General features: G+C 66.7%; 10 protein-coding genes and 1 pseudogene. 7 read left to right on the forward strand and 4 right to left on the reverse strand.

Annotation, left to right across the window (positions count from 1 at the left end; genetic code table 11):
• Positions 1-9: 9 nt before the first annotated feature.
• Both AC1RMD_RS06935 and AC1RMD_RS06940 read left to right on the forward strand, forming a co-directional pair.
• Positions 10-387 (forward strand): response regulator, encoded by a 378-nt coding sequence (locus AC1RMD_RS06935; protein WP_492924978.1) that lies wholly within the window; start codon positions 10-12, stop codon positions 385-387.
• Positions 388-463: 76 nt separating this feature from the next.
• Positions 464-1,933, forward strand: a complete 1,470-nt coding sequence (locus AC1RMD_RS06940; RefSeq protein ID WP_492924980.1) for a CHASE3 domain-containing protein — start codon at positions 464-466, stop codon at positions 1,931-1,933.
• Between the two features lie 3 nt (positions 1,934-1,936).
• On the opposite strand, the gene AC1RMD_RS06945 is transcribed toward AC1RMD_RS06940, so the two are convergent.
• Positions 1,937-2,608, reverse strand: coding sequence for a DUF6901 family protein (locus AC1RMD_RS06945; protein WP_492924982.1), 672 nt, complete (start codon positions 2,606-2,608; stop codon positions 1,937-1,939).
• Between the two features lie 136 nt (positions 2,609-2,744).
• Between AC1RMD_RS06945 and AC1RMD_RS06950 the strand changes: the two genes are divergently transcribed.
• From AC1RMD_RS06950 to AC1RMD_RS06965, 4 genes and pseudogenes are all read left to right on the forward strand, one after another.
• Positions 2,745-3,128 carry a translational machinery protein gene (locus tag AC1RMD_RS06950; protein WP_492924984.1) on the forward strand — a complete coding sequence of 128 codons (384 nt, stop codon included), beginning with the start codon at positions 2,745-2,747 and terminating at the stop codon, positions 3,126-3,128.
• Between the two features lie 41 nt (positions 3,129-3,169).
• Positions 3,170-4,531: an MBL fold metallo-hydrolase RNA specificity domain-containing protein gene (locus AC1RMD_RS06955; protein ID WP_492924986.1), complete on the forward strand. Its 1,362-nt coding sequence runs from the start codon at positions 3,170-3,172 to the stop codon at positions 4,529-4,531.
• Positions 4,528-5,778, forward strand: a pseudogene (locus AC1RMD_RS06960) (thymidine phosphorylase family protein); the annotation flags it as partial. The gene AC1RMD_RS06955 and the pseudogene AC1RMD_RS06960, both read left to right, overlap by 4 nt.
• Positions 5,778-6,698 (forward strand): ribose-phosphate pyrophosphokinase, encoded by a 921-nt coding sequence (locus AC1RMD_RS06965; RefSeq protein WP_492924988.1) that lies wholly within the window; start codon positions 5,778-5,780, stop codon positions 6,696-6,698. The pseudogene AC1RMD_RS06960 and the gene AC1RMD_RS06965, both read left to right, overlap by 1 nt.
• Here AC1RMD_RS06965 and AC1RMD_RS06970 read toward each other — a convergent pair.
• From AC1RMD_RS06970 to AC1RMD_RS06980, 3 genes are all read right to left on the reverse strand, one after another.
• Positions 6,616-8,571, reverse strand: coding sequence for a heavy metal translocating P-type ATPase (locus AC1RMD_RS06970; RefSeq protein WP_492924990.1), 1,956 nt, complete (start codon positions 8,569-8,571; stop codon positions 6,616-6,618). The genes AC1RMD_RS06965 and AC1RMD_RS06970 overlap by 83 nt on opposite strands.
• A 73-nt stretch (positions 8,572-8,644) precedes the next feature.
• Positions 8,645-9,415 carry a substrate-binding periplasmic protein gene (locus AC1RMD_RS06975; protein ID WP_492924992.1) on the reverse strand — a complete coding sequence of 257 codons (771 nt, stop codon included), beginning with the start codon at positions 9,413-9,415 and terminating at the stop codon, positions 8,645-8,647.
• A 12-nt stretch (positions 9,416-9,427) separates the two neighbouring features.
• On the reverse strand, positions 9,428-10,408 hold the full coding sequence (locus AC1RMD_RS06980; protein ID WP_492924994.1) for a porin: 981 nt from the start codon (positions 10,406-10,408) through the stop codon (positions 9,428-9,430).
• A gap of 266 nt (positions 10,409-10,674) precedes the next feature.
• Between AC1RMD_RS06980 and AC1RMD_RS06985 the strand changes: the two genes are divergently transcribed.
• The gene (locus AC1RMD_RS06985; protein WP_492924996.1) at positions 10,675-12,510 is read left to right on the forward strand and encodes a glycoside hydrolase family 35 protein; all 1,836 of its coding nucleotides are present in this window, start codon (positions 10,675-10,677) and stop codon (positions 12,508-12,510) included.
• Positions 12,511-12,613: the final 103 nt, after the last annotated feature.

Below are 12,613 nucleotides of genomic sequence, written 5' to 3' on the forward strand. Positions count from 1 at the left end.
GGGTGGAAGATGGCACGCATACTGATCGTCGAAGATACGCCTGGCAACATGCTGCTGACCAGCATCATGCTGGAGAGCGACGGGCACACGCTGTACTGCGCCGAGCGGGCGCGCGCCGGCATCGCCATCGCCCGCGAGCAGCAGCCGGACCTGATCCTGATGGATGTGCAGATGCCGGAGATGGACGGCATCGCGGCGGTCGCCATCCTCAAGGGCGACCCGCTGACGCGGGCGATACCGGTGGTGGCGCTGACCGCCTATGTGATGAAGGGCGACCACGAACGCATGCTGGCGGCCGGCTTCGACGGCTACATCGAAAAACCCATCGACTACGATACTTTCATGGCCGAGGTCGCACGCCTGCTCGGTCCGGCGCATCCGGCCTAGGCGCCACGCCATTATTTGAGCACGCAAGGGCAGGCGGACCGATCCGCCGGTTGAGGGAATGAGGGAGCGCAGCACCATGAACAAAAACTGGACCTTTGGGCGCAAGCTGGCGTTCGGCTTTGCGGTATCGTCGACCTTCCTGATCGCGATCGGCGTCGCGGCGTACTGGAGCATCTACGTGCTGATCGCCACCGCCAGCTCGGTCAATCACACGCAGAAAGTGCTGGAGCATGTCTCTGCGCTACTGAACGAAGTGACCGAAGCCGAGGCCGGCCAGCGCGGTTACATGCTGACTGGCGATCCCAACCATCTGGAGCCGGTCGACTCCGCCATCGCCGGCTTGCCCGCGGCGATGGCCGCACTGCGCACCTTAACCATCGACAATCCCGACCAGCAGGCCAGGATAGGCCAGGCCGAAGCGCTGGCGGTCAACAAGCTCGGCATAGTTAAGCGCATCATCGATTTGCGCAAGGCCGGCCAGACCGATGAAGCGATGAAGATCGTGTTGAGCGGGCAGCCCAAGAAGCTGATGGACAGTCTGCGCGCGGTGTGCGATCAGATCATCCGCGATGAACGCGCGCTGCTCGACAAGCGCGAGGCCGAGGCGGACGCCACCGCCAACATGGCCAAGCTGACCATCGTCGGCGGCACCGTGCTGTGCCTGCTGTTCGTGATCGCCGCCGGCTTCACCATCACGCGCTCGCTGACCGACCGGCTGGGCATGGCGGTGGGCCATGTGCAAAGCTCCTCGGCCGAGTTGCAGGCCGCCGCCACCCAGCAGGCGTCCGGGGCGCGCGAGCAGGCCAGCGCCATGAGCGAGATCAGCACCACCATCAGCGAACTGGGCGTGACCTCGCGCCAGATCGCCGAGAGCGCGCAGCGGGTGGCGCAGATCGCCGAGCAGACCGCCGGCGCGGCGCGCAACGGCGAGGGCACGGTGGAGCGGGGGCAGGAATCGATCGCCGGCATCCGCCGCCAGACCGACCTGGTGGTCAGCCATATGCTCGACCTGGGCCGCAAGTCGCAGGAGATCGGCGCCGTGCTCGACATCGTCTCCGAGCTGGCCGAGCAGACCAACATCCTGGCCATCAACGCCACCATCGAGGCCAGCGGCGCCGGCGAGGCGGGGCGCCGCTTCGCCGTGGTGGCGGAGGAGATCCGCAAGCTGGCCGACCGCGTGGCCGCCTCCACCAAAGGCATCCGGATCCAGATCGACGATGTGCGCGGCGCCGTCAACACCACGGTGATGGCGACCGAAAGCGGCGCCAAGGCGGTCGACCTGGGGGCGCGCCAGTTTGCCGAGGTGGCGCTGGCGTTCAAGCAGATCTCCGACCTGGTCAGCACCACCACCGAGGCGGTGCGCGAGATCGAACTGTCGACCAAGCAGCAGGCCACGGCGGCCGACCAGGTGCGTATCGCCGTGTCGGACGTGGCCCAGACCACGCAGGAGACCGAGGCCAGTTCGACCCAGACGCTGCAGACCGCCTCGCAGCTGGCCGGATTGTCGATGGACCTGCGCCGCCTGGTGCATCCGCAGGCGGTGTGACCATCAGGCGGCCGGGAAGGCCGCCTTGATGTCGTCCAGCTTATCGTCGATCGAGTAGGGCAGCGCCTTGGCCAGCAAGTCGAGGATGACGAGCGCGTTGATCGCGCCGTCCTCGTCGACCGCGTGGCGCAGGCGCTTGGCCATCGCGCTGTTGACGGTTTGCAGCGCCAGGTAGCGCGCCTTCAGGCCGTCCAGCTCCCAGTCCGGCACGCCGCCGTTGCGGGCGATGAAATACTGTCCCAGCAAATAGGTCGAGGCCGCGCGGTAAATGGTTTCTTCCTCGGAGGCGAACGGCAGGTGGAAGTGCGCCATCGGGCGCAGAAAGTCGGTGTGCGGACAGGCGCTGCCGGCGGCCAGCAGGCCCATCAAGGCGCCCACGCCGCGCTGCACCGTGGTCAGCCTGACGACGCTGCGTTCCGCCATCTCCACCCGCACCTCGACCTGTTCGTAGCTGCGCAGCTTGCCCATGATGGCGATCAGCGGCACCAGCCGCACCGCCATCGGGCAGTGCGGCGTGCTGTCGGGCCGCAGCGGACAGTTGGGACACTGTTCCAGCCCCAGCGCGGTCCATGCCGGCAAGTCGGCCGGCTGCTGCCCGGCGTCGGCGTCGGCATCGACCGCGCAGCGCGCGCTCTGGCCGTCGGCGAAACGAAAGTGATAGACCACGTTCTGCATGGACGCTCCCCGGGATAGATCGGACTATACAGGCTACTCCTAATTGAACCAGCTCGGTTGATTTTGATCTGCATCAAGGATTTTGCTGCCCTACCTTACTAGACTGCAATACATCACCTCACCACCGGAGTAGTTCATGTCTTTCAATCATGTCGTAGCGTGGATAGACCACGTGCAGGCCCATGTCATCCATTTCAACGCCGAAGCCGCTGACAGCGAAGTCGTCAAGACCGTCTCGACCCACCCGCACCTGCATGGCAAAGCGGGCGCCGTCGGCTCCGGCCGCGCCGCCGAAAGCAAGCCGTACTTCGACGACGTGGCCCGCGCGCTGGGCAGCGCCACCGAAATCCTGATCGTCGGCCCGGCGCAGGAAAAGCTGGAGCTGATGAAGCATTTGATCAAGCATCACCCGGCCGTCGCCGATTGCGTGATGAGCGTGGAAAGCGCCGACCATCCGAGCGACGGCCAACTGCTCAAGTATGCGCGCAAGTATTTCCAGAAGGCGGACATGCTGCGCTGATCCAGGCCAGCCGTCCGCTCAACCCGGCAGAGGTGGAGACCATGAAAATACAATTCCTCGGAGCGACCGGCACCGTCACCGGCTCCAAGTATCTGCTGACGTCGGGCGAGCACCGCATGCTGCTCGATTGCGGCCTGTTCCAGGGCTACAAGCAGCTGCGGCTGCGCAACTGGGCCGAGCTGCCGGTGGCGCCGTCGACCATCCAGGCGGTGGTGCTGACCCACGCCCACCTGGACCACAGCGGCTATCTGCCGCTGCTGGTCAAGCACGGCTTTCGCGGCAAGATCCTGTGCAGCCAGGCCACCTTCGACCTGTGCAAGATCCTGTTGCCCGACAGCGGCCATCTGCTGGAAGAGGAGGCCAACCATGCCAACCGCCACAATTACTCCAAGCACGCGCCGGCGCTGCCCCTGTACACCGAGCAGGATGCCGAGCGGGCGTTGAAATTCTTTGCGCCGGTGGAGTTCGGGCAATCGTTCGCCATCTGCGGCCCGCTGCGCGGCCGGATGGCGCTCGGCGGCCATATCCTGGGCGCGGCCATCGTCACCATCGACGACGGCCAGCGCAGCGTGACCTTCTCCGGCGACCTCGGCCGGCTGCACGACGCCATCATGGTCGAGCCTAGCCACATCGCCCGCAGCGACTACCTGGTGCTGGAATCGACCTACGGCGACCGCCTGCACAATCCGGCCGATCCCGCCATCCTGCTCGGACAAACCATCCGCGAGACCGCCGCGCGCGGCGGCGTCACCCTCATTCCGGCGTTCGCGGTCGGGCGGGCGCAAGCTATCCTGTACGCGATCCACCAGCTCAAGCAGAAGGGCCAGCTGCCGTCGGGGCTGCCGGTCTACCTGAACAGCCCGATGGCGACCGACGCCACCGCGCTGTACCAGAAGCACCGCCGGCTGCACCGCCTCGACCGCGAGCAGTGCGAAGCCATGTGCCATGCGGCCCACATCGTCAACAGCGTCGCGGAATCGATCGCGCTCAACCAGAAGCAGTTGCCGATGGTGATCATCGCCGCCAGCGGCATGGCCACCGGCGGCCGCGTGCTGCACCACCTGAGGGCCTTCGGCGGCGATTCGCGCAACACCATCCTGTTCGCCGGCTTCCAGGCCGGCGGCACGCGCGGCGCGGCCATGCTCGACGGCGCGCCCGAGATCAAGATCTTCGGCGAGTATGTGCCGCTGCGCGCCAGCGTGCGGCAAATCGACAATCTGTCCGCGCATGCCGACGCCGGCGAGATCATGAGCTGGCTGGGCCATTTTGAACAGCCGCCCAGGCGCACCTTCATCACCCACGGCGAGCCGGCCGCGGCCGACGCGCTGCGGCATCGCATCGAGCAGACGCTGCACTGGGACTGCCGCGTGGCCGACTACCTGGAACAGCAGGAGCTGGCATGATCGACGCTTACCACGAGCCGGCGGCCTCGATGTCGGCGGTGCGCGCCAAGATCTACGGCCGGCCGATCGGCAGCGAGGCCGCCCAGGCCATCGTGCGCGACGTGGTCGACGGCCGCTATGCCGACATCGAACTGGCGGCCCTGATCACCGCCTGTTCCGGCAACCGGATGGACCTGGCCGAGACCATCGCGCTGACCCGCGCCATGGTGGCGGTGGGCCAGCGGCTGCACTGGAACAGCGAGCTGGTGGTCGACAAGCATTGCGTCGGCGGCTTGCCCGGCAACCGCACCACCTTGCTGGTGGTGCCGATCGTCGCCGCCTGCGGCCTGACCATCCCCAAGACCTCGTCGCGCGCGATCACGTCGCCGGCCGGCACCGCCGACACCATGGAGACGCTGGCCCCGGTGACGCTGGACTTGCCGGCCATGCGGCGCGTGGTGGAGCGCGAGGGCGGCTGCATCGCCTGGGGCGGGGCGGTCTCGCTCAGTCCGGCGGACGATGTGTTGATCCGGGTCGAGCGGCCGCTGGACCTGGACAGCGACGGCCTGATGGTGGCCTCGGTGCTGTCGAAGAAGATCGCGGCCGGCTCCACCCACGTGGTGATCGACATTCCGGTCGGGCGTACCGCCAAGGTGCGTTCGCAGCAGGCCGCGCACGCGCTGGCGCAGCGGCTGGACGCGGTCGGCGCGGCGCTCGGCATCAAGGTCAACGTGATGCTGAGCGACGGCAGCCAGCCGGTCGGCCACGGCGTCGGCCCGGCGCTGGAGGCGTGGGATGTGCTGGCGGTGCTGCAAAACCAGCTCGGCGCGCCGGACGATTTGCGGCAACGCGCCTTGCAGCTGGCCGGACTCGTGCTTGAACTGGGCCGCAAGGCCGCGCCCGGCGACGGCCTGGCGCTGGCGCGCAGCGTGCTCGATAGCGGCGCGGCCTGGAACAAGCTGCAGGCGATCTGCGCGGCGCAGGGCGGCATGCGCACGCCGCCGCGCGCGGCCTACACCCAGGTGCTGACGGCACTGCACCAGGGACGCCTGGTCGCCATCGACAACCGCCGCCTGGCGCGGCTGGCCAAGCTGGCCGGCGCGCCGAAATCGCCGGCCGCCGGGCTGGCGCTGCACGCGCCGCTGGGCACCATGCTGAGCGCGGGCCAGCCCTTGCTGACCTTGCACGCCGAATCGCCGGCCGAGCTGGCGGTGGCGCTGGCCTACGCCGAGGCGCAGGACAATATCTTTTCGATACAGGAGGCGTGATGACTGCGCTGCTGATGGCGCTGCCTGGCGCCGAACCATTCGCCGGCCACCTGCGCGGGCGCCTCGGCTGCGACGCCGGCGAACTGCTGGTGCACCAGTTCCCGGACGGCGAAATCTGTCCGCAGCTGACGCCCGCCGTGGCCGGCCGCGACGTCATCCTGGTGGCCGCGATGAACCAGCCGGACCACCAGATCACGGCCGTCTACCTGTGCGCCTGCGTGGCGCGCGAACTGGGCGCGCGCAGCGTCGGCCTGGTGGCGCCGTATCTGCCGTATATGCGCCAGGACGCCAGCTTCGCGCCGGGGCAGGGCGTCACGGCGCGGCATGTCGCGCGGCTGCTGTCTGGCTGCTGCGACTGGCTGGTGACGGTCGACCCGCACCTGCACCGGTTTCACCGACTGTCGGAGCTGTACCAGATCGCCACCGAGGTGGTGCCGGCCGCGCCGAAAATCGCCGGCTGGATCGCCGCCCATGTGGAGCGTCCGGTGCTGGTCGGGCCGGACCAGGAAAGCGAACAATGGGTGGCACAGGTGGCGGCCGCCGTCGGCTGTCCCTACACGGTGCTGCGCAAGGTGCGCAGCGGCGACCGCGAGGTCAGCGTCTCGCTGCCGCCGGCGGCGGTACTGGCCGGCAGTACGCCGGTGCTGGTGGACGATATCATCTCGACCGCCCGCACCATGATCGCCGCCACGCAGCAGTTGAAGGCGGCCGGCTGCGCGCCGCCGGTGTGCATCGGCGTCCACGCGCTGTTCGCCGGCACCGCCTATGCCGACCTGAAGGCGGCCGGCGCCGGACGTATCGTCAGCTGCGACACCGTGCCCCACGTCAGCAACGAAATCAGCATGAGCGCGCCGTTGGCGGCGGCGGTGGCGCGCCTGCTGGCGGCGGCGCCTGGAAAGCCAGCAGACGCAGGGCGTTGATCACCACCAGGATGGTCGAGCCCTCATGGAACAGGACCGCCGTGCCGATGTTCAAACCGAACATCGTCGCGGGAACCAGCACGGCCACCATGCCCAGGCTGACCCAAAGGTTCTGTTTGATGATCCGGCTGGTCTGGCGCGACAAGCCGACCACGAACGGCAACTGCCCGAGGTCGTCGCCCATCAAGGCGACGTCGGCCACCTCGAGCGCGACATCCGATCCGGCGGCCCCCATCGCGATGCCAACGGTGGCGTTGGCCATCGCCGGGGCGTCGTTGACGCCGTCGCCCACCATGGCCACCTTGCCGTGCTGCTGGCGCAACTGCCTGATGGCCTCGACTTTTTGCTCCGGCATCAGGTCGCCGCGCGCCTCTGTCAGGCCGACCATGCGGGCAACGGCATCGGCAACCTGCTGGTTGTCGCCGGAGATCATGATCAAGCGTTCGATGCCCAGCGCCCGCAAGCCGGCCATCACCGGCGCGGCCGCAGCCCTCGGCGTATCCATGGCGCCCACCAGCCCCAGGAAGCGCCTGCCTTTCAATACCAGCATCGTGGTGCGTCCGGCTGCCACCAGTTCTTGATTCGCCCGCAGCAGCGCGGCGGGCACGGATGCCACCCTGATCTCCGAGAACAGCGCTGGCTTGGCGATGTAGACGGTTTCGCCGTCGACGACGGCCTGGATGCCGCGCCCGGTGATGCTGCCGACGTTGTCCGCAGTCGGTGCCGGCGCGCCGTCCGGCAGCCGTGCGCGCGCGCCGTTGACCAGGGCTGCGGCCAGCGGATGGTCGCTATGGGCCTCCACGGCAAGCATCACCGACAGCAGCTCCACCACGTCGACGCCATCGGCCGCGACGACGTCGGTGAGTTGCGGCTTGCCTTCGGTGAGCGTACCGGTCTTGTCGAAGGCTATGGAGCTCAGGCTACCCAGGTTTTCAAGCGGGCCGCCGCCCTTGACCAGCACGCCGCCGCGGGCCGCGCGGGCCACGCCGGACAGCACCGCGCTGGGAACCGAAATGGCCAGCGCGCACGGGCTGGCGGCAACCAGCACCGCCATCGCCCGATAGAAGCTGGCGGCGAACGGCTCGTCGACCAGCATGAACGCAAACATCAGCAGAACCACCAGGGCCAGCACCGCCGGCACGAATATGCGTACGAACCTGTCGGTGAACTGCTGTGCAGGGGAACGCTGGGCCTGCGCCTCGGCCACCATCCGCACCACCCGCGCCATGCTCGACTGGGCGGCCGGCCGGGCCACCATCACCTCGATCGCGCCGGCGCCGTTGATGGTGCCGGCGTACACCCGGTGCTTGGCCGCGACCCGGTCGAAGGCTGCAATCGCGGCATGCCCGTCGGCGACGGGCTGTTTGTCGACCGGGACGCTCTCACCGGTGACCGGCGCCTGATTGACGCTGCCGGTCCCCTTGACGACGACCCCATCGGCAGGCAAGCGCTCGTTGGGCTTGACCAGCACCAGGTCGCCTGGCGTCAACCCCGCGACCGCCACTTCCTCGAGCCGGTCTCCGCGTTTGACCAGGGCCGTTTCGGGCGCCAGCCTGGCCAGCGCTTCGATCGCCCGCCGCGCCCGGCCCATGGCGAAATGTTCGAGCGAGTGTCCCAGGCTAAACAGGAACAACAGCAGGGCGCCTTCGCCCCACTGGCCCAGCGCGGCGGCGCCCGCAGCGGCCACGAGCATCAGTGTGTCGATCTCAAAGCGGCCGGCGCGTATGTTGTCGAGTGCTTCTTTGGTGGTGAAATAGCCGCCGAACAGATACGCGGTGCAGAACAGCGTGGTGGCGAGCCCGTCCGGGCCGAACCGCGACCATGCGCATAGCCAGCCTGCCAGCGTGCAGGCGCCGGCCAGTACGGCAAACATCAGTTCCGTTTTTTCACCGAGCGGGCCGCCATGCCCGTGACCCGAATGATCGTCGCCACCCGACGACGTGGCGCTAGCCACCCTTGCCGTCGCCCAGGTATTTTTGATAGATGGCGTTGAAGCGCCCGCTGTCTTTCAGATGCTTGAGGCCGGCGTTGAAGTCGTCGCGTACTTTTTTGTCGCGGAACACGGCGCGGTAGTCCATCGCGTTGAACTTGACGAAGCTTTGCTCCACCACGGGCTTGGGATGGAAGGACTTGTTCAGCTTGAGTTGCAGCGTGAAATACTTGAAGATGTTGCGGTCGCTGAGCACGACGTCATAGCGTCCGCGATCGAGCGTCAGCACTTGCAGCGCCTGGTCGTTCTGCTCGAAATAATGGCCCGCCCGCTTAACCTCGTCCAGCCATTCCGGATAGCGCTTGGCGGCGCCGGCAAACGAAATGACGGTCAGGCCGCGCAGGTCGTCGGGCGTCTTGATGTCCAGTTTGCGTTCTTTCAGGCTGATGAAGACGTTGTCGTAGAACACCGCCGGTTCGCCGTAAAAGGCGCCCCATTTCTCCATGTCTTCGCCCAGATCGGTCATCGCGGCGTCGACGTCGCCGGCCTTGAACGCGACCGGGATGCGGGCGAACGGATAGTAATGCGGCTTCATGACGTGGCCGCGATAGGCCAGCGCTTCGCGCAGTATTTCCACTTCAATGCCGGAATCGGTTTCGGGAAAACAAAACGGCGGTATCTTTTCGCCGAAGGCCATGCGGACCGTGTCCGCGGCGGCCAACGGGCTCGACAAGCAGGCCAGCAGGGCGCCGAGCAGCACCGGGGCAAGGCGATGGTGTGCGCTCATGACGTTCCCCGCTTAGAATTGATGCCGCATGCCGGCTGCGAGCAAGCGGCGGGTGCCGCCTGGCAGCGCGGCCTGGTAGCGTGCGGCGCTGCCATTGCGTAAATTCGAACTGACGACATACAAATTGGTCCGTTTTGAAATTGTGTAGTAATAACCCAGCGCCAGCTGGGTAGCATTGGCGTTGCGGACGATGCGGTCGGTCTTGTGGACGACATCGGCCGCGAGCAGACTGCGGCCAAACGGGATGCTGACGCCGACCAGCGTATCGCGGCTATCGAGGGTGGCGCCACTGCGGCTGCGCGCCAGCACCATCCAGCCCCGCAGCGGCCCGAAATCGTAATTCCCCGCCACCAGCGTGCTGCGCGCGGCGCGCACGCCGAGCGCATCATTGGTGTCGTGATACGCCACTTGGACATTCAACGGTCCCGCCGCATAACCGGCGTCGGCGCTGATCTGGCGATTGGCGGAGGCATTGCCGGCCACCTCGCCGGCGCCATAGGCCAGGTCGGCATAAAAGCCATGCAGATCCGGCAGCGAGTATTTTACCGTGTTGTCCATGCGTACACCGGAATCCTGGAACACCCGCGTCGATTCGCCCGGCCCCTTGGCATCGAACGGATCGTTGGTGGCGATGGCGCCGAAGTAGGGCGTGAACATCCGCCCCAGTTTGATGCTGCCGAAAGCGCCGGACAATCCCACCCAGCTCTGGCTGCCGAAAACGCGCCCGGCGAAGGAGGGATTTCCGGTGTCGGCCTCGATCTGGGATTCGACCACGAAGCTGGCCGTCATGCCGCCGCCGAGGTCCTCGTTGCCTTTGACGCCGAAGCGGGACGCGGTCTGCTGGCCGCTGTTGACGGCGGTGGTCGACTTGCCGGAGTCGTGGTCGGCGACGACGGCCAGGTCGAGCACGCCGTACAGGGTGACGCCGCCCTGTGCCGCCGCTTGCTGCGCCAGGCAAACCAGCGGAAACAGCATCATTCGCAATGTTTTCACGTTCTCTCTCCGGCAGGTGGCGGACGGGGGCTGATTCCAAGTATAGGCTCAAGTAGCGGGCCCGGCGAGCGAACGATGCGGCTTAGCAACACCTGATACCCTCACGTTCATCGCGTCCGCAAATCGCAAGATAAATTATGGCTTAAGTTTCGTTTTGCAAATTCGGAAGATTTCGATATTTCGTTGTTGACACCACTACTTTCGTTATGGTCTTATGTTTAGCATATTTCGGAAAGTGGACGCACAGACAACTTGAGGAGACGGCATTGCAAAACAAGAACATGAAGCGACTCGCGGCATTGGGCATGCTGATGGCGGCGTTCGGCGCGCAGGCGGCGGCGCCGCATTTTGCCGTGGCGGGCGATCACTTCGAGCTCGACGGCAAACCCTACGTCATCCGCGCCGGCGAAATGCACTATGCCCGCATTCCCCGCGCATTCTGGCGCGAGCGCCTGCAGCAGGTGCGGGCCATGGGCCTCAATACCGTCACCACCTACGTGTTCTGGAACCTGCATGAACCCGAGCCTGGCCGTTTTGACTTCAGCGAAAACCTGGACCTGGCCGGCTTCATTCGCACCGCCCGGGACGTCGGCCTGAATGTGGTGCTGCGACCCGGCCCTTATGTCTGCGCCGAGCTCGACTTCGGCGGTTTTCCGGCCTGGCTGCTGCGCACGCCCGGCTTGCGGGTGCGCAGCATGGATCCGCGCTTCCTGGAAGCGACGGCGCGCTACTTCAAGCGGGTGGCGCAGGAAGTGGCGCCGCTGCTGTCCACGCGCGGCGGCCCGATCCTGATGACACAGGTGGAGAACGAGTACGGCTCCTACGGCGAGGACCACGCCTACATGGCCACCATCCAGAAACAGCTGATCGACGCCGGTTTCGACCTGCCGCTGTTCACGTCCGATGGCCCCGACCCGACCCTGCTCGACCGCGGCACCTTGCCCGGCCTGACGCCGGTGGTCAACTTCAACGGCACCGTGGACGAGGTGAAGGACGCCTTCGCGCAGCTGGCCGCCTTCCGCCCGAACACGCCGCGCATGTCGGGGGAATACTGGGCCGGCTGGTTCGACCATTGGGGCGAGCGCCGTCACCAGGTCAGCCCCAAGCTGGCGGCCGACGCGGTGGACTGGATGCTGGGGCAGGGCATCTCCTTCAATCTGTACATGGCGCACGGCGGCACCAGCTTCGGCTGGCAGCCCGGCGCCAACAGCCACGGCACGAGCTATCAGCCCGATACCACCAGCTACGACTATGACGCCGCCATCGACGAAGCGGGTCGGCCCACGCCCAAGTTCCACGCCATCCGCGCCGCGATAGAACGCCATCTGGCGCCGGGCGAACGGCTGCCGGACCTGCCGACGCCGACCGCCACCATCGCGCTGCCGCGCTTTACGCTGGACGAATCGGTGGCGCTGGTCGATGCGCTGCCCAAGCCGATCGCGTCCCGCCTGGCCCGCAATATGGAAGCGTACGGACAGGGCTACGGCTTGATCGTCTACCGCAAGCGTTTTGCCGAAGGCGCATCCGGCAAGCTGGATCTGGGGGCCGTCCGCGACTACGCCCATGTGCTCGCTGACGGCGCCACCTTCGCCACGCTGGACCGGCGGCGCGACGAGCATGTGACGGCGCTGGAGCTGGCGGCGGGCGGCACGCTGGACGTGGTGGTCGAGAACATGGGGCGAGTCAATTTCGGTCCGATGTTGGCGGACGAGCGCAAGGGCCTGACGCGCTCCGTGTCGCTGGGCGACAAGCCGCTGCTTGACTGGGAAGTGTTCCCGATGCCGCTGGCCGATGTGTCGGCCCTGCGTTTTGTGCGCGGCGCGCCGGCCAAGCGCGGTCCCACGTTCTGGCGCGGTCATTTCAGCACCAGCGCGAGCGGCAGCACCTTCCTGGACACGCGCACCCTCGGCAAGGGACATGTGTGGGTCAACGGCCACCACCTCGGGCGTTACTGGCGCATAGGTCCGCAGCAAAGCCTGTTCCTGCCGGCGCCGTGGCTGCGCAAGGGCGACAACGAAGTCGTCATTCTCGACATGGACGGCGCGGCGGAAGCGCCAAGCGTGCAGGGCTTGCGCGATCCGGTGTACGCCACACCGGGCTGACGCGGCAGGAAACCGGGCGGTTCGGGCAAAAAATCTTTGTACAGACTATGCTTGTTTTATGTTTAAAATAGGCAAAATCATATAATTCTCGAACCGCTACTCA

It is taken from the genome of Duganella sp. GW822-FHT06D06, assembly GCF_058799615.1.

What these genes read in the sequence shown, in the direction of transcription:
- AC1RMD_RS06945 (WP_492924982.1), bottom strand. Translation starts at nt 2,608, where the DNA reads ATGCAGAACGTGGTCTATCACTTTCGTTTCGCCGACGGCCAGAGCGCG.
- AC1RMD_RS06970 (WP_492924990.1), bottom strand. Translation starts at nt 8,571, where the DNA reads ATGTTTGCCGTACTGGCCGGCGCCTGCACGCTGGCAGGCTGGCTATGC.
- AC1RMD_RS06950 (WP_492924984.1), top strand. Translation starts at nt 2,745, where the DNA reads ATGTCTTTCAATCATGTCGTAGCGTGGATAGACCACGTGCAGGCCCAT.
- AC1RMD_RS06965 (WP_492924988.1), top strand. Translation starts at nt 5,778, where the DNA reads ATGACTGCGCTGCTGATGGCGCTGCCTGGCGCCGAACCATTCGCCGGC.
- AC1RMD_RS06935 (WP_492924978.1), top strand. Translation starts at nt 10, where the DNA reads ATGGCACGCATACTGATCGTCGAAGATACGCCTGGCAACATGCTGCTG.
- AC1RMD_RS06955 (WP_492924986.1), top strand. Translation starts at nt 3,170, where the DNA reads ATGAAAATACAATTCCTCGGAGCGACCGGCACCGTCACCGGCTCCAAG.
- AC1RMD_RS06975 (WP_492924992.1), bottom strand. Translation starts at nt 9,415, where the DNA reads ATGAGCGCACACCATCGCCTTGCCCCGGTGCTGCTCGGCGCCCTGCTG.
- AC1RMD_RS06940 (WP_492924980.1), top strand. Translation starts at nt 464, where the DNA reads ATGAACAAAAACTGGACCTTTGGGCGCAAGCTGGCGTTCGGCTTTGCG.